At 55.7% G+C, this 16,171-nt stretch carries 19 protein-coding genes and 1 tRNA gene; 12 read left to right on the forward strand and 8 right to left on the reverse strand.

The features are described 5' to 3' along the window. Nucleotides 1–60: 60 nt before the first annotated feature. Both phoR (LGT44_RS05635) and phoB (LGT44_RS05640) read right to left on the reverse strand, forming a co-directional pair. Complete coding sequence (phoR, locus tag LGT44_RS05635; protein ID WP_225691216.1) at nucleotides 61–1,341, reverse strand: phosphate regulon sensor histidine kinase PhoR; 1,281 nt, start codon at nucleotides 1,339–1,341, stop codon at nucleotides 61–63. A 10-nt stretch (nucleotides 1,342–1,351) separates the two neighbouring features. Next, entirely contained in the window at nucleotides 1,352–2,056 is a 705-nt protein-coding gene (gene phoB, locus LGT44_RS05640; RefSeq protein ID WP_145467515.1) for a phosphate regulon transcriptional regulator PhoB, read from the reverse strand. A 267-nt stretch (nucleotides 2,057–2,323) separates the two neighbouring features. On the opposite strand from phoB (LGT44_RS05640), the gene LGT44_RS05645 reads away from it, so the two are divergent. Then, nucleotides 2,324–2,399: transfer RNA gene (locus LGT44_RS05645), tRNA-Thr, on the forward strand. 58 nt (nucleotides 2,400–2,457) lie between these two features. On the opposite strand, the gene LGT44_RS05650 is transcribed toward LGT44_RS05645, so the two are convergent. Next, complete coding sequence (locus LGT44_RS05650) at nucleotides 2,458–2,928, reverse strand: hypothetical protein (RefSeq protein ID WP_230332193.1); 471 nt, start codon at nucleotides 2,926–2,928, stop codon at nucleotides 2,458–2,460. Nucleotides 2,929–3,121: 193 nt separating this feature from the next. Here LGT44_RS05650 and LGT44_RS05655 point away from each other — a divergent pair, with 193 nt between their 5' ends. Then, on the forward strand, nucleotides 3,122–3,442 hold the full coding sequence (locus tag LGT44_RS05655; RefSeq protein WP_225691213.1) for a DUF3392 family protein: 321 nt from the start codon (nucleotides 3,122–3,124) through the stop codon (nucleotides 3,440–3,442). Between the two features lie 531 nt (nucleotides 3,443–3,973). Further along, nucleotides 3,974–4,789: a hypothetical protein gene (locus tag LGT44_RS05660; protein ID WP_230332192.1), complete on the forward strand. Its 816-nt coding sequence runs from the start codon at nucleotides 3,974–3,976 to the stop codon at nucleotides 4,787–4,789. On the opposite strand, the gene trmH is transcribed toward LGT44_RS05660, so the two are convergent. Then, entirely contained in the window at nucleotides 4,753–5,436 is a 684-nt protein-coding gene (gene trmH / locus LGT44_RS05665) for a tRNA (guanosine(18)-2'-O)-methyltransferase TrmH (RefSeq protein WP_230332191.1), read from the reverse strand. The genes LGT44_RS05660 and trmH overlap by 37 nt on opposite strands. Nucleotides 5,437–5,554: 118 nt before the next feature. Here trmH and cysZ point away from each other — a divergent pair, with 118 nt between their 5' ends. Both cysZ and LGT44_RS05675 read left to right on the forward strand, forming a co-directional pair. Then, complete coding sequence (gene cysZ / locus LGT44_RS05670; protein ID WP_230332190.1) at nucleotides 5,555–6,358, forward strand: sulfate transporter CysZ; 804 nt, start codon at nucleotides 5,555–5,557, stop codon at nucleotides 6,356–6,358. Next, complete coding sequence (locus LGT44_RS05675) at nucleotides 6,330–7,268, forward strand: response regulator (RefSeq protein ID WP_145467526.1); 939 nt, start codon at nucleotides 6,330–6,332, stop codon at nucleotides 7,266–7,268. The genes cysZ and LGT44_RS05675 overlap by 29 nt, the downstream gene beginning before the upstream one ends. On the opposite strand, the gene phoR (LGT44_RS05680) is transcribed toward LGT44_RS05675, so the two are convergent. From phoR (LGT44_RS05680) to LGT44_RS05695, 4 genes are all read right to left on the reverse strand, one after another. Next, nucleotides 7,205–8,614: a phosphate regulon sensor histidine kinase PhoR gene (phoR, locus tag LGT44_RS05680; protein WP_230332189.1), complete on the reverse strand. Its 1,410-nt coding sequence runs from the start codon at nucleotides 8,612–8,614 to the stop codon at nucleotides 7,205–7,207. The two genes, LGT44_RS05675 and phoR (LGT44_RS05680), sit on opposite strands and share 64 nt — an antisense overlap. Before the next feature lie 5 nt (nucleotides 8,615–8,619). Further along, entirely contained in the window at nucleotides 8,620–9,318 is a 699-nt protein-coding gene (gene phoB, locus LGT44_RS05685) for a phosphate regulon transcriptional regulator PhoB (RefSeq protein ID WP_145467530.1), read from the reverse strand. A 158-nt stretch (nucleotides 9,319–9,476) separates the two neighbouring features. Continuing rightward, entirely contained in the window at nucleotides 9,477–10,376 is a 900-nt protein-coding gene (ubiA, locus tag LGT44_RS05690) for a 4-hydroxybenzoate octaprenyltransferase (protein WP_230332188.1), read from the reverse strand. Between the two features lie 36 nt (nucleotides 10,377–10,412). After that, complete coding sequence (locus LGT44_RS05695; protein WP_230332187.1) at nucleotides 10,413–10,979, reverse strand: chorismate--pyruvate lyase family protein; 567 nt, start codon at nucleotides 10,977–10,979, stop codon at nucleotides 10,413–10,415. A gap of 209 nt (nucleotides 10,980–11,188) precedes the next feature. Between LGT44_RS05695 and LGT44_RS05700 the strand changes: the two genes are divergently transcribed. The 7 genes from LGT44_RS05700 (at nucleotide 11,189) to LGT44_RS05730 (ending at nucleotide 16,148) form a co-directional block, all read left to right on the forward strand. Further along, nucleotides 11,189–11,353, forward strand: coding sequence for a rubredoxin (locus LGT44_RS05700; RefSeq protein ID WP_145467535.1), 165 nt, complete (start codon nucleotides 11,189–11,191; stop codon nucleotides 11,351–11,353). A 79-nt stretch (nucleotides 11,354–11,432) separates the two neighbouring features. Next, nucleotides 11,433–12,590 (forward strand): FAD-dependent oxidoreductase, encoded by a 1,158-nt coding sequence (locus LGT44_RS05705; protein WP_145467537.1) that lies wholly within the window; start codon nucleotides 11,433–11,435, stop codon nucleotides 12,588–12,590. Nucleotides 12,591–12,684: 94 nt separating this feature from the next. Further along, nucleotides 12,685–12,957, forward strand: coding sequence for an HU family DNA-binding protein (locus LGT44_RS05710; protein WP_145467539.1), 273 nt, complete (start codon nucleotides 12,685–12,687; stop codon nucleotides 12,955–12,957). A 14-nt stretch (nucleotides 12,958–12,971) separates the two neighbouring features. Beyond that, the gene (locus LGT44_RS05715; RefSeq protein WP_268866396.1) at nucleotides 12,972–13,538 is read left to right on the forward strand and encodes a DUF1415 domain-containing protein; all 567 of its coding nucleotides are present in this window, start codon (nucleotides 12,972–12,974) and stop codon (nucleotides 13,536–13,538) included. 35 nt (nucleotides 13,539–13,573) lie between these two features. Next, nucleotides 13,574–13,945, forward strand: a complete 372-nt coding sequence (locus LGT44_RS05720) for an SCP2 sterol-binding domain-containing protein (protein ID WP_145467543.1) — start codon at nucleotides 13,574–13,576, stop codon at nucleotides 13,943–13,945. A gap of 83 nt (nucleotides 13,946–14,028) precedes the next feature. Then, nucleotides 14,029–15,324, forward strand: a complete 1,296-nt coding sequence (locus tag LGT44_RS05725; RefSeq protein ID WP_225691207.1) for a dicarboxylate/amino acid:cation symporter — start codon at nucleotides 14,029–14,031, stop codon at nucleotides 15,322–15,324. 2 nt (nucleotides 15,325–15,326) lie between these two features. Further along, nucleotides 15,327–16,148 (forward strand): hypothetical protein, encoded by an 822-nt coding sequence (locus LGT44_RS05730; protein WP_230332186.1) that lies wholly within the window; start codon nucleotides 15,327–15,329, stop codon nucleotides 16,146–16,148. Nucleotides 16,149–16,171 lie beyond the last annotated feature (23 nt).

The following is a 16,171-nucleotide window of genomic DNA, read 5'->3' on the forward strand; positions in this document are numbered from 1 at the left end:
CAGAAACAAAAAAGCGCCGTTAAGGCGCTTTTTTTGTGTCCGCGTTAAGGCGTTAAATACTCAGTCTTTTTCCACAACCCGGCTGCGGTCGGAAGAAATAATAAAACTGAACGTGCTGCCTTTACCCAGCGTTGATTCGATATCCAGCACGGTATCGTGATGCTCCAGAGCGTGTTTAACGATGGCCAGTCCCAGACCGGAACCACCGACGGTGGATTCACGCGAATCGTCAACACGATAAAAGCGTTCGGTCAGCCGGCTGATATGCTGTGCCGGGATGCCGGGGCCACTATCGCTGATACTTACTTTTACGCCGTCAAAGCCTGAACGGATGGCAAATTCAATTTTGCCTTCGCCGCCGTATTTAATGGCATTGGTCAGCAGGTTGGTCAGTATCGAACTCATTTCATCACTGAAGCCCTGAATCTCAATCTGCTGCGTGCATTTAAAGACGATGCGGTTTTCGCTGTAAGCCTGCAGTTGGTCAACCACCGAGTAGCCCAGCTGCTGCAGGTTAAACCAGTCACCCAGCTGTTCTGTGTTGGCGCTTTCCAGCTTGGACAGCTCAATCAGGTCGTTGACCAGACTCTTCATACGCTGACCCTGGCCATTCATCTGCGAGATAGCTTTTTGCAGGCTGGGCGGTAACTCCATATCACCGAGCATTTCCAGATAACCATTAATGACGGTTAAGGGAGTGCGCAGCTCGTGCGAGACGTCGGCAATAAAATTCTGCCGCATGGTTTCCACCCGCTTACGCTCGGTGATGTCTTTCACCAGCATGACTTTCTGGTCGAGGCCAAACTGGGTGATCTGAATCTGCAGGCTGAATTGCTTACGATGACTGACATCAAACTGCAGAGAAGAGCTGTAATCGCCTTCGTTAAAATAACGGGTGAAACGTGGATTACGGATTAAGTTGGTGATGTGCTGGCCGCTGTCTTCTTTGCGCAGACCGAGCAGGCGGGAAGCCGAACCGTTGAAGTTGGTGATGTAGCCTTCCTGACCGATGATTACAACACCATCATGCAGCGATTCAATACCCTGGTTATAACGCTGCAGTTGCACGGCCTGCTGTGCCAGTTTGTTTTTCAGGTTCTTTTCGCGGCGGATCAGTTTATCCACGCTGTAACCAATCAGGCCGCTGTCCTGTGGTGGCGGACCCTGGCGGTAACTCCAGCGGTACAGGCTGGCCATTGCGCGGAAGGCCATAACCTGGGCCGTTAACAGGCCGAGGATAAGCCCCCAGATGGCATGGCCCGACGACCAGCCAAGCGCAAAACCCAGTCCAACCACGACCAGAATACGGAAAAACTCACGTTGCCAGGCAACCTGCTGCACACACTTCCCCTTAGCTTTTTACTTCATCGGACGGAGAAAAACGGTAACCGGCACCGCGTACGGTCTGAATCATCTGTTCCTGATCATCGATCGATAACGCTTTACGCAGACGCCGGATATGCACATCCACCGTGCGGTCATCAATGTAGACATTGCCGCCCCAGACCCGGTCCAGTAATTGGGCGCGGGAGTATACGCGATTGGGGTGGAGCATGAAAAATTCCAGCAAACGGAATTCCAGCGGGCCAAGAGTAACAGGCTGACCGCTGATACTGGCGTTCTGGGAAGAACGGTCAAGGCTGAGCTTACCGGCCTTCACCGGCACGTCATCAATCAGCGCATTGGTGCGGCGTAATACGGCGCGGATTCGGGCTATCAGCTCACGGGTGGAGAACGGCTTGAGAATATAGTCATCGGCGCCACTGTCGAGGCCGCTGATACGGTCGTCTTCGTCGGCCCGGGCGGTCAGCATAATGACCGGAATATCGGCGGTAAGCTCATCACGCTTCAGCCGGCGGGTCAGCTCAATTCCAGAAAGCATTGGCATCATCCAGTCGGCGATTACCAGATCCGGACGTTCATTGACGATCATCTGATGGGCCAGATGGCCATTGGCAGATAGCTTCACACGGAAGCCTGCGAGTTCAAGGCAGGTTCGGATCATATCGCAAATTGCAGGCTCGTCATCGACAACGAGAATATAGCCACCGCTCATAAGGGTCCTCGATTCTACGGCAAATTTCCGATGCTGATTGTGACAGTTTTATTAAGCACTGTTCACCCTAAATTTAATCGGCCCGGGCAGACGGTTATGTCTGCCAATGCACAGAGCAAACCGCCCATCAGGCGTGTTAATCCGTCGGATTGTGGCCGGAATATAGCTGTTTTGACTGAAAACACGATAAAGCGATAATTTTCATAGGCTTAGCCAAAAAAGCGGTTGACGGGGCAGAGGCAGGTCAGTAATATCCCCGCCCACTTAGCCGGTATAGCTCAGTCGGTAGAGCAACTGACTTGTAATCAGTAGGTCCCGAGTTCGACTCTTGGTGCCGGCACCAAATTAAAAAGCCCGTCCATTGGACGGGCTTTTTTTATGCTTTTCGGGCGTGGTGGTATTCAGAAACGCATCGATAATTCCAGGCTGTAGCCTTTATTGTTGGTCTGGCTGACGTTATAACGCACTTCTCCGGGCACTGGTTCGCCCTGATAAATATCCCAGGCGGTCAGCGCAACAAACTTCATCAGATCAACCGATGACGAATGTTCTGTTACACGCTCATCATCAACCAGATCCCAGTGGCTGGCTTCCAGCCAGTCACTGCTGAAAGCGGCTTCTTTGTCTTCATCCGCCCAGGTCATTGAGAAGGGAGCGATAAGGGCAAAGCAGGCTGCACAAGGCTTAAGCCAGCGCTGGCGGCGCAACACGCCACGCAGGGCACGCTCATCGATAAATCCCAGCTGAATCAATGCCTGCCCGAGCTGACAGGGGTTCTGCGCCTGATAGCTCAACGCCTGTTGTAATTGCTCTTCTGTAATACTCTGCTGCTGCAACAGCAGTTGTCCCAGGCGGTGAGGAAGTTCATTCATGTCCGCAGTTCCTTATTATGTCCTTTACTGCACATCTCCAGAATGGCACAGCGGTGATGGAACACCACGCTGTTTAGTTAACGTTCAGTTTTTATTCGTAACAGAAATGGAACAGGCTGTTCTTTCGGACTAATGTGATGCCTGTCTGCTTTGCTTTCAGCGGACAGATTTATTCACCTGACGGAGAACCTGCATGACCCTGATTCAGACCCTCGCCAGCCATGTCCGGCCACATACCGATGATATAGCGCTGGCGCTGGTAGCAACCCTGTTGGTTATTTTTGGCGATACGATCAACGATCTGGTACGCCGGTTAGTGCGTCCACATCCCATCTGGGTGCGTGTCGGGGTCTTTATTGCGTTGTGTACGTTTGGCTATGGTGCCTTGTCGGTGTGGCTGACGCCGGTACTCGACAGCTATTTACGCACGCTGTCATCGGGGATGTTTCTGAGTGTGGTAGTGGGGGCTTTTGTCGGTGTTGGTTTACTGGCAGAGCGTTATCACAGCCGCTGACTAATAATGCAGAAGAAGTCTGCGATTGGGCTGTTGCCGGGGATTGAGGGAGTGAAGTGGGTACAGCAAAAATTTCGCGTGCCCCAAAAAAATCGGGCGGTCAGGACATCCTGTCCTGACCGCCACAGCACCCTAGCGCCATCCTGGCGTCCTAGTCTTCGTTCATCCTTGCCGCTATCCTTCGCGGTTGCTCATCCCTGACCAGCGATCCTTCGCCGACTATCTATCCGTGACTGCAATCCTTAGCGCTATCTTCCTGATCACTGCCATCCCGGCAGTGCGTTCGTCCTTGTGGAATTAAAGATAGCAGAATCGACCTTCTGGGATAGCCCAGGTTTTCTATACTGTGGTTAATCAGATATAGCGTGCTTTTAAAAAGTTATTACAAATCAATGCCTTACATTTTTTCTGTGTCGTTTCTTCCGTCGCATCCAGTGCTTTTTACCCAGATGTCGCACTGTCTTGTGAGATATATCGCACAAGGGGGCGGGCGTTTATCTGTCGACGGTTCTTCAGGAGTCATGCGTTTTTATGAGTAATACCCTCAGTCTGCCGCCGGAATTGGTATATCTGCCTTTAGGAGAAGAAGCCATTCCACTGCTGAAGCGTGGATTTATTCCATTATTACCGGCAACCGCCAGTGGACTGCCCTGGTTATTGCCGCCTCCTGCTCAGGCAGCGCCGCTACGCATTGCTGCGGAAGATTATCTGACACATATGCATGCCGAATACGAACGCCTGCCGGATAACCTGCGCAGCCTGATCAGCCGCGATGATTTTCTGCGTCAGGCGGAGAGCAAGCGTGCAGATATAGAAGCGGCATTGGTTGCCCAGCGTAAAGCGCGGGCAGAAGAGGATATCGGCAAACCTGAGGACTGGTTGCTGCAACGTTTTTTCAGCGACCCCTATTGTCCGTTAGCCTGGCAGCAGACGGGTGGTTTTCACGGTATCTGGTTAGGGATTGATCCCCAGCTGTGGCAGGATGCGCAGTTTCAGCCCGTCAGTTACCAGACATCAAGAGCGTCACGGCTGCCCGATAGTCTGTGCTGTGACCCGGCGGCTCAGGCGCCTCTGGCGGAGCAGCGCCTGATCTGCGCGCGCGAGTCTGTGGATAAGTCCATTCAGGTTGGTCAGCAGCGCCAGTGGCTGTTGCGGCTGCCACCGAAAGCGCTGCGCGTGGTATTACTGGGTGCACAGATTCCGCGCCGCTTTGAGCAGGGCCTGTTGCAGTTCTGGCAGCAGGATTTCCGCTATCAGCGCATTCCTTTGGCACAGATGCGGTTCAATAACCGTGACCTGAGCTGGGAATATCAGCTGCGGCCGTTGACCAGAGCAGAAAATCCCTGAGGGTCCACCAGTTCTCCGTCCTCTCCCAGCTCCGGGTAAGGCAGCTTATATTTGTGGCAGAGTTTGGTAATAGTGGGCTGGCACCATTCAAACAGTAAGCGCTGGTAGGTTTCTTCATCCAGGCGGTTTTCGTCAAACAACCCGGCTGCCTCACGCTGGCGTTGGGCCTCACTGAGAATGATCGCTGCAGCAACCGATACGTTAAAGGATTGCACCATGCCCTGCATCGGGATGATCAGATGCTCGTCGGCCAGCCCGGCGGCCTGGGCACTGATACCTTCTTTCTCATTACCGAGCATCAGTGCGGTTGGGCGGGTGAAATCATAATCGCGGAAGTCGACTGCGCGGTCGCTGAAGTGGGCGGCGCAGACGGTAAAGCCCTGCTCCTGCAGGTGTTCTATGGCGGTATCAATAGAAGGGTGGGTTTGTACATCGACCCAGGAGCCCGCTCCGGCGGTCTGGTTGCGGCGCAGGCGGTACTGATCTCCGGGCCAGACACAGTGGACTTCGGGCACAGCAAAGGCATCGCAGGTACGGACGATGGCCGACAGGTTGCGGTCTTTATGCACCTCGTCGGTCAGTACGGTTAAATCGGGTTGGCGCAGGCTCAGGGTTTGATGAATTCTCTCCAGACGTTGCGGCGTCACGGGCACGGTTCTCCGGTTCAGATTGGCCGCTTTTAACTGTCAGCAGCACGGGTTGTTGGGTGGTTATTCAAAGGGATGCATTGTATAAAAGCGCCCGGATTGATGCACGGAGCTATCTATGAACGGCAACCCATTTATTGGCTGGCATTACTTATGGCAGGGCTTCCTCTCGTTACGCGAGCCGGGCCTGCGCCGCTTTGTTGCTTTGCCATTACTGCTGAATATCGTCGTGATGAGTGCCGCCAGCTGGTGGGGCGGAAGCAAGCTGAATGGCTGGATTGAATCCCTGGTGGCCTGGCTGCCGGGCTGGCTGGAATGGTTGTACTGGTTACTGATGCCACTGGCACTGCTGACCATGCTGCTGGTGATGGCGTATTTCTTCAGTACCCTGCTGGTCACGCTGGGCAGTCCCCTTAATGGTTTGCTGAGCGAACAGGTCGAACGCCGTGCGGGTATCGTGCTGCCGGAAGAGCCTGTGCTGAAGATGATCCGCCGCACCTTTGGCCGCGAGCTGACCAAGCTGGGTTATCTGTTGCCGCGTTACCTGCTGTTGCTGGTGCTGAGTTTTATTCCCGGCCTGAATCTGGCCAGCCCGTTACTGTGGTTCTGGTTCGGCAGCTGGGTGGTGGCGCTGCAGTACATCGATTATTCCTTTGATAATCATGGCCGCAGTTTTGCCGAGATGCGTAAAGCCATGGCTGGCGACAACCTCACCGTGCTGAGTTTTGGCGCGGTGGTGGCCTTTCTGATGATGATTCCGCTGGTGAACTGGTTTGTGATGCCGGCGGCGGTGATCGGTGCAACCCGCCTGCGTCTTGAGCGGTTGGGGCAGCCGGGCAATGTCGGCGGATTCGGCTATGCTGAAGGGGATACCCACAGGCAAAGGTTAGCCGATGGCAGCACTGAACATTCTGGTCGTTGATGACGCAGCATTTATCCGCGATCTGGTAAAAAAAGCAGTCCGTGACACTTACCCGGGCTGCGAATTACATGAAGCTGTCGATGGCCGTAAGGCCATCAGCATCATGAATGGCAAGAGCATCAATCTGGTGTTGTGCGACTGGGAAATGCCGGAAGTTTCAGGCATTGAGGTTCTGCAGTGGATGCGCGCCGATGAGCGCTACAAAAAAGTCCCTTTTATGATGATCACCAGTCGCGGCGAACGCGATCACGTGCTGAAAGCAGTGGAGGCGGGCGTCTCGGAATATATCGGCAAGCCTTTCACGCGCGAAAATTTCGTCGGTAAGCTGGCCAAACTGGTCTACAAACATCTGAAAATCCGCCCCAATCAGGGCGAGAGTAAAACGGCAGCCGGCAATGGTTCTGCTGATGTGCTGGGCGCTGCCAGCGTTGGCGGAGCGGCCAAGGTGGCCGGCGGAGATCTGGGCGGCGCATCCGTGCTGATGGGCGCAACGCCTAAAGCCATGGCTGAACCGAAAACCGTTGCTGCTGCTGACCTGGGCGGCGCATCCGTATTAATGGGTGAGCAGGCCGCTCCAGCCCGCAAAAGTGCCGCCAAGGCCCGCGGTCTGGCCAGTGTACGTTTTGGCTCGGGTGGCAGCGCCAAACTGGTGATTAAAGATATCAGCCTGCAGGAGCTGATCGGCGTCTTTCGTCGTGAGGGGCCGTTACCGGCTTTGCTGGAGCAGGTCGTGCTGGATATTGTTGATCAGGACAGCGGCGATGTCGCCCGTATTAACGGTTATGTACGCATGATGCAGGCACAGGAACCCCATCCTGATGCACAGACCATTCAGATGCTGATCCGCTACGTTGATGACGACCCGGAAAAGCTGGCAACGCTGTCACGTTTTATCGCCAAGGTGCGCTGAGCAGTCAGCGCTTCCACCGGGTTTACTTCGGTGCCCGCTTTTTTATGTTCAGGCATACAGCCAACCAGCTTCTGCGGTTTGAAATGGCAGGTAAAACAGCTGCCTTTGCCCGGTTCGCTTTCGATCAGCAACTCCCCTTCATGGCGTAACAGCACATGTTTGACGATGGCCAGACCCAGTCCGGTACCGCCGGTGGCTTTGTTGCGGCTTGGGTCCGCGCGATAAAAACGTTCGGTCAGGCGTGGTAAATGATGCGCCTCAATGCCGCTGCCATTATCGCGCACCGCAAAAAAAGCGCCGTCATCGTTGCAGTACCAGCTTAACTCCACTTTGCCGCCATCCGGCGTGTATTTTACCGCGTTGAACACCAGATTGGAGAAAGCGCTGCGCAGTTCGTCGGCGTAGCCCAGTAACTGTACCGGGCAGTCGATGCTGAGACGGATGTCGTGGCCGCGCTCATGACTCAGTGCCCGGGCATCAGCGGCAATGCTGGCCAGCAGCGGTTCAATCGCCACCGCCTGTGGCTGTTCCTGCTGGGTGGTTTCCAGCCGTGACAGCATCAGCAGATCTTTGATTAACGCTTCCATACGCGCGCTCTGCTCGCTCATCTGCGCCAGCATACGTCCCCAGCGTGGCGGCAGCTGATCGCTGACACTGGCCATGGTTTCGACGTAACCGGATACCACGGTCAGTGGCGTACGTAATTCGTGGCTGACGTTGGCAACAAAGTCTTTGCGCATCTGCTCCAGTTGCTTCAGACGGGTAATGTCATGTACGACCAGCAGCCGGTCTTTACGGCCAAACTGGGTAATGTTGAATTGCAGATGAATGCGGCTGTTAACCGGTGACTTTATCTCCAGCGGCTCGTCATACTCGCCGTGATTAAAGTAGTCGTTAAAAGCCGGGTTGCGGATCAGGTTGGTAATGGGCTGGCCGACATCGACCGGCGCCCGCAGTCCGAGAAATTTGCTGGCGGCATGATTCCACCATTCCAGATTGCCGTGGCTGTCGACCATGAGTACGGCATCCTGCAGGGCTGCAGTGGAATCCTGAATGCGGTTGATGATGGCCTGCAGTTTCTGCTGATGCTTGCTGCTGCGTTGTTGCAGCCTCTGGGTTTCGCTGAAAACCGCGCCCCAGACGCCGACGGTGCGTGGCAGCGGTGTGCTCTGGCCCTGTTGCAACCAGTGCTGCAGGCGCGACAGTTGCAGCCATTGCCAGGCGGTATAACCAGCCAGTGCCATTGCTAGCGCTGTACCAGGCTGGTGAAAGCTGAAGCCGATACTCAGTGCGAGCAGCAGCAGATAGCACAGGCGGCGCAATTCCCTGCGCCAGACCGGGCTCATCGGTTTCAGGACGCTTTGGTCGAGAAGCGGTAGCCGGTGCCGCGAACGGTCTGAATCAGATGCTCGTGGGTTTCTCCCAATGCTTTGCGCAGGCGGCGGATATGTACATCAACAGTACGCTCCTCGACATACACATTGCCTCCCCACACCTGATCCAGCAGCTGAGCGCGTGAATAGGCACGCTCCTGATGGGTCATAAAGAACTGCAGCAGACGGTATTCGGTCGGGCCGATATCGATCGGGCTGCTGTGTGAGGTTACGCGGTGGCAGACCGGGTCCAGCATCAGGCCACCGACATCGATAGGCTCTTCAATCCCCTGTGGTGTGGCGCGGCGCAGCACGGCTTTCAGGCGTGCAACCAGTTCACGCGGGGAAAAGGGTTTGGTGATGTAATCATCCGCACCGGCTTCCAGCCCCTGTACTTTGTTGTCTTCTTCGCCTTTGGCGGTGAGCATAATAATTGGCAGCTCGGCGGTCAGATCATCCCGTTTCAGACGGCGCGCAAACTCCACGCCGCTGGTGCCGGGCAGCATCCAGTCGAGCAAAATCATATCTGGTTTATTATCGACGATATGAGCATGGGCCTCCTGAACGCTGGCGGCTTCCATACACTCGTAGCCTGCCATTTCCAGGGCGACCGCGATCATCTCGCGGATTGGCGCTTCATCATCGACGATTAATACCGTCTTGCCTGCTTTAGTCATAGTTGTCGTCACGCAAGTGTCACAATCCCGTATTGCGCTGGTATTACACTGGTGCAATGTTACAGGGATGTGACAACTGACTCAGTAACGACCGATTGGCGGAACTTTCTGCACATTCTGTGCGGAGGTGCTCGGAGAACGCCCGGGCAGAATGCGCTTCAGGCGAGCAGGTAATGGCCTGCGAGGCCGGCCCAGATAATCAGGCCAAACCAGTAACTCTGGCGGAAAGCTGTAAAACAAACCTCCCGGCCGCGTGAGCGGATCTGCCATAACTGCGAAGCAAAGAAGAGCGCGCCGCACAGCAGACCAACATAAAACGGCCAGCTCAGCGCCAGCTGGTTACCCGCAGCCAACAGGCAGAACAGCGTTATACCCTGAAGCAGAGCAATCATTGCCAGATCCAGTTCGGCGAACAGTACCGCGGTGGATTTGATGCCGATCTTCAGGTCGTCATCGCGGTCGACCATGGCATACATAGTGTCGTAAGCCACGGTCCAGCACAGGTTGGCGATATACAGCAGCCAGGCAACGGCCGGAATTTCGTTGCTCTGCGCGGCGAAGGCCATCGGAATGGCGCAGGAATAAGCGGCACCAAGAAACACCTGCGGCAGGTGGGTGTAACGCTTCATAAAAGGGTAGAGCGACGCCAGCCCAAGGGCGGCAAACGACAGCATAATGGTGAAGGTATTGGTCAGCAGCACCAGCAGGAAGGCCAGTAAAACCAGCACAGCGAAGCCGGTCAGCGCCTGTTTGCTGGTCATGCGGCCGGTGGCCAGCGGCCGGTCAGCGGTGCGTTTAACATGGCCGTCGACTTTGCGGTCGGCAAAGTCATTGATGATGCAGCCAGCGGAGCGCATCAGAAACACACCGGCGGTGAAAATCAGCAACAGATTCAGGTCGGGTACGCCGGCCGCGGCAATCCATAAAGCCCACAGCGTTGGTCCGAGCAGCAGGTAAGAACCGATCGGGCGGTCGAGACGGGTAATGGCAATCCAGTCCTGCCAGCGTGCCCAGCGGGACGGCCAGTGACGATCAAGCAGTTGGGTTAATGCGGACATAACAGTTCTTCTTCTTGCCGGGGGCCGGTCTGCCCTTCAGAGAAATTCGGTCAGGCGCCGGGAAAACGCTTCCGACACCATGAGTGGCTTACCGTGCAGGGTAAATACCGAACGCCGTGACCATTCTAACCCCAGTGCATTGGCTTTGCAGTGGCTGACCTGCAGTGGCGTGCGGCGCAGCGACGGCTGGCTGAACAGATAACTGCCCAGTGAGCGTGAGCCCAGTGCCTGCAGGCGCCGTTCGCTGTTGGTCAGGGTGCTCAGGGGAACCGCTGTGCGGGCGTACACCAGGGGCACATCGCCGAGACGCAAAATCACTTCCCTGATCCATAACCGCTGATTGCCATACAGCTTCAGGGCCTGACGCTCGACCGTGGTCGGTTCGCCGTAATACTGCGCCAGTACCTGTACATTGAAGGTGCCCGGGCGCAGGGCGCTGAGGCGCGCCGTCAGCGATTGTTCGTTCAGCAACCAGTCGCGCCAGACGGGTGGTAGAGAGAACGCCCGGCGCCGGTTACGGCTGGACCATGACGGAGCAGATGGGTGCAGCACAGGTGCCAGAGACGGAATCGCCGGCGTATGCAGGGAGGACAATGCCTTCATGAACGGGCTCGGTGGAGACGCAGACATCCGGTAAACCGGGGATCATTTCAGGCGCGCAGGATGCGCTAAATCGGGGCGTCAGGCAAGTCCGGGCGGGCCTGGCTGGCCAATCGCGGTTGGCAAATGCCCGGAATTGACCGTTGATTTTCCCCCGGCGGCTGAGTAGTTTTAGCGCCTTTCTGAAAATCGGTATTTTTTAAGGTAATAGTATGAAAAAGTGGCAATGTGTTGTTTGCGGCTGGATTTATGATGAAGAGCTGGGCGCTCCGGAAGAAGGTCTGGCACCGGGAACCCGCTGGGAAGATGTACCCGCAGACTTTATTTGTCCTGATTGCGGTGTGGGTAAAGAAGACTTCGAGATGGTAGAAATCTGATCCCTCCCCGCTCAATATCCGGGAAGTGCTTCCGCACTTCCTGTCCTTTTCTCACCTGTCTCCATCCGGATAAAAGTCTATGAATGAGAATACTGCCCCGATTGTAGTGATCGGAACCGGGCTGGCCGGTTATAACCTGGTCAAAGAACTGCGTAAGCTGGCGCCGCAGCAGAATATTCTGATGATTACCGCCGACGACGGGCGTAATTACTCCAAGCCGATGTTATCCACAGGCTTCGGCAAGAACAAAACCGCCGATGAACTGGCGATGGCCAGTGCCGCGGCGATGGCCGAACAGCTGAATATTGTTATCCGCACCAATACCCGCGTAACCCATATCGATGCGGCGGCACATAAAGTGTTTATCGGCGAAGAGCCGGTTGAATACAGCAAACTGGTGCTGGCCTGGGGCGCGGAAGTGATCCGTCCGCGGGTGGAAGGTGATGCCGGTGATCGTATTTATTCCATCAACGATCTCGAAGATTACGCCCGTTTCCGTGCCGCTGCCGATGGCAAAAAGCGGGTACTGATCATGGGTGCCGGCCTGATTGGCTGTGAATACGCCAACGATATGGCCAACGGTGGTTTTGATATCGACGTGGTTGCGCCATGTGAGCAGCTGCTGCCATCACTGTTGCCAACGGAAGCCGCCAATGCCGTTCAGCAGGGTCTGGAAGGCATGGGCGTACGTTTCCATCTTGGCCCGCTGGTCAGCCGTATCGTGCACGATGGCGATGAGCTGAGCGCGACCCTGAGTAATGGCGAGACTCTGAAAACCGACGTTGTGGTATCTGCTATTGGTCTGCGTCCGCGTCTGGACCTGGCGATTAAAGCCGGCCTGCAGGTGAATCACGGTATCGTGGTTAACCGTCAGCTGCAGACCAGCGAAGCGGATATCTACGCGCTGGGCGACTGTGCTGAGGTCGAAGGCCGTGTGCTGCTGTATGTGCTGCCGCTGATGGCATCCGCCCGCGCGCTGGCCAAAACCCTGGCCGGTGAAGCAACGGATGTGAGCTATGGCGTGATGCCGGTCACGGTGAAAACCCCGGTTGTACCTGTGGTGGTTTCGCCACCGGCACCGGGCGTTTCAGGTATGTGGCAGACAGAGTGTGACGGAGCCGACGTTCAGGCCGAGTTCCGCAACGAAAACGGCGAATTGCTCGGCTATGCTTTGACCGGAGCCAGGGTTATGAATAAAGTAGCACTCAACAAAGAGCTGCCGGCTATTCTGCCCTGACCTCTCGTTACTTCACGCTCCCCTGCTATTGGCAGGGGATAACGTTCTCCCCGGGGAATCGGGGACCACTACAGCCCAATAAGGATAATCATCCATGCGTAAACCAGAACTGGCCGCGGCCATCGCTGAAAAAGCAGATCTGAGCAAAGAAAAAGCAGCAGAAGTGATCACCGTGATCACCGATCAGATTGCTAAAGCGTTGAGTGAAGGCGACTCTGTCAGCCTGATCGGTTTCGGTACTTTCGAAGTGCGTCAGCGCGCTGAACGTCAGGGTAAAAACCCTCAGACTGGTGCTCCAATCACCATCGCTGCAGCCAAAGTACCGGCATTCAAGCCTGGTAAAGGTCTGAAAGAGGCCGTGCAATAAGCACTGCAAAGCTGCTGACCCGGGAATGGGTTAAGCAGCTGGTTATCGGCGAGGGGCTCTGCCCCTTTGCCGCTCCTGTTTTTGATTCCCTGCGTATCGATGTCTGTGACAGCTCCGACCCGGAGCAGGCCACCCTGCAGTTTATGGAACTGCTGCGTGAGGTTGCCGAGGCCGATGCGGCGCAATTACCCACTGCGTTATTTGTTGTACCTTCCTGCTTTGACAACTTTGACCTGTATTGGAACTGGCTGCTGATTTGCGACAATCTGCTGGCTCAGATGGGTTATGAAGGCGTACTGCAACTGGCCAGTTTTCATCCGCATTACCTGTTTGAAGGTGAGGATGAAGACGATATGAGCCACTTTACCAACCGTTCTCCCTACCCGATGCTGCATATTATCCGCGAGGCGGATATCGAGCAGGCGCTGGCCAGTGTCAGCCGTCCGGAACGTATTCCTGAACGTAATCGCCAGCATATGCGCCGCTTAGGTAAAGAAGGTCTTTTGCAATGTATGCCGGCTCTGGCACAATCGCGCCTCTTTCAGGATGCAGGCGACATCACCGAACAACCGGAATCCTGAGAGACTCTTTTTCTCTACCATTCCGAGGACGTGTCATGATCAAGTTCCAACTGCTGCTGTGGGCCCTGGGCCTGCTGATGAAAAAAGCGGCGCGTAAAAATCCTGATTTCCGTAAGCAACTGGAAGGCAAAGATTTTGCGTTTCAGCTGCAGACCGAAGATGGCGGTATCGTCCGTCACTATGTCGTTGCCGACAACAGCGTACGCAGCAAGCGTAAGGCGCATAAAAATCCGGCCTTTACCATCAGCTTCAAAAACGCTGATACTGGTCTGCGTATCCTGACGTCGAAAGACAAAAATGCTTTTATGAAAGGCATTCAGGATAAAGACATTAAAATTGCCGGTGATCTGTCACTGGTCATGTGGTTCCAGGGTGTGAGCAAATACCTGAAACCGAAAAAAAAATAACAACATAAAAACCGCGGCACCGTCCGCGGTTTTGCTTTACCGTCCGGCTCTGGTCGCGGCGGCCCGGCCAATAGGATATCCGTATGAGCCTTACTCGTCAGATTCTGATAGCCATGACCGCTGCCATTCTGCTGGGCAGTCTGACCCAGCGTTTGCTGCTGATTCCTGACCTGCTGAGTGACCCTGTGTGGCAGGGATATCTGCACTACTTCCTTGATGATTTTCTTACCCATGGGCTGTTTCTGCTGGGCGGCAAAATCTTTATTGCCAGCCTGAAAGTGCTGGTGGTGCCGCTGGTGTTTGTATCGCTGGTCTGTGGTGTCTGTCATTTGCGCGATCAGGGCTCTCTCGGTCGCCTGAGTCTGAAAACCATCGTGCTCTATCTGGCGACCACCGGTCTGGCGATTTCGCTGGCGCTGCTGCTGGCTGGCTGGTGGCAACCCGGTGCCGGTGTCGATAAGAACACCGGGGGCGATTATGTGCCGCCGCAGCCGATGGCGCTGATCGACGTGCTGGCCAATATTTTCCCCAGCAATCCGGTGCAGGCGATGGCCGAAGGTACCATGCTGCAGGTGATTGTTTTTGCCCTGCTGATCGGTGTGGCCATTGGCCGTGCCGGTGAATACGGTGAGCGCATTGGCAGCCATTTTAACGACTGGAACGAAGTGCTGATGAAGCTGGTTACGCTGCTGATGAGCTTCGCGCCCTACGGTGTGTTCTGTTTGCTGTTTACCCTGTTTGCCGAACAGGGGATTGGTAAGGTCGGTGATCTGGCGCTCTATATGCTGACCGTCACCAGCGTGTTGTTATTGCATGGCTTTGTGGTTTACCCCTTATTGCTGAAAGGCCTGTCTGGTCTGTCACCGAGAGTTTTTCTGCGTAAAATGCGCAATGTGCAGTTATTTGCCTTCAGCACCGCCTCCAGTACGGCCACGGTGCCCGTTACCCTGCGTGCGGTTGAGCAGCGTCTCGGGGTTCAGAATCGTGTGGCGGCGTTCTCCGTCCCACTGGGGGCAACCATCAATATGGATGGCACGGCGATTATGCAGGGCGTGGCGACAGCCTTTATTGCCCAGGCCTATGGTATTGACCTGACTCTGAGCCAGTATCTGCTGGTGGTACTGACCGCCATGCTGGCCTCAATCGGTACCGCCGGTGTGCCGGGGGTTGGCCTTGTTACTCTGGCGCTGGTGCTGGAACAGGTACAATTACCGGTCGAAGGGATCGCGCTGATTATCGGCGTTGACCGGATTCTCGATATGATGCGCACCGCCGTGAATGTTACCGGCGATGCTATGGTTTCGGTGGTGGTGGCGCGCAGTGAAGGGGCGCTTGACCATGACACTTACAACAACCCCAAAGCGGGAGAACAGAATTGAAGATGCAGCGTTCTATGCTGGCCGTGCTGCTGGTCAGCACGATAGCGATGCCGGCAATCAGTGCGGAGCAGGGCGGTATTAATGCCGCGCAGGGAATTAGTGCCATATCCATGCCGGTGGCAAGCAATGCTGAAGCGGATGCTCAGCTGAGTGCTGAGGAGCTGGCAAGGCAACAGGCCGCCGAGCAGGCGCAGCAACAGCTCGAAGCCATTATCGGCGCTTCTGGTCTGCAGGGACTGGGGGAACAGGCACGTAATCTGGCGCAGCAGGTTCTGAATGAAACCCAGGCTCCGCTCGGTTTTCAGTACGATGTTGTCGACCGGCTGACGCCGCTGTGGGCGCCGGACGCTCTGCAGAACACTCTGGCCAGTGCGCTGGCCTCTCTCGATGATCAGCAGCGCGAACTGCTGCAGAGCACGCTGAACAGCCGTCGTCTGCAGAATGCGCGTAACAAAGAACTCAGCGCCATTGCCGATCAGAACAGCCGTAACTATCAGGACTATATCAGCCGTCTGCGTCAGCAGCCGCCAGCACCTGCGCGGGTAGCGCTGATTAAGCAGCTGGACGAAGCCATGCAGTTCTCGGCCTTGCTCAGCGTTACCCGCAGCAGTGTGTATCCGCAACTGCAGGCGGTGCTGCGCGACTGGCAGCCACCGGAAAACTGGCAGGCCGGTCTGCAGCGCGACGTGACGGAGTTTCTGCTCTACGTTCACCGCACCACCCCGAATGACGAACTGCAGCGACTGGCTCAGGCCTACCGTGAACCGGTACTGCAGCAATGGCTGGCGGGTGTGAAACAAAGCCTGAGCGGGCAGGCTGGGTAACGCCTGTTTCTGAGCAAAAAAAA

The organism is Thalassolituus alkanivorans (genome assembly GCF_020447205.1).
Classification (GTDB): Bacteria; Pseudomonadota; Gammaproteobacteria; order Pseudomonadales; family Oceanobacteraceae; genus Venatoribacter; species Venatoribacter alkanivorans.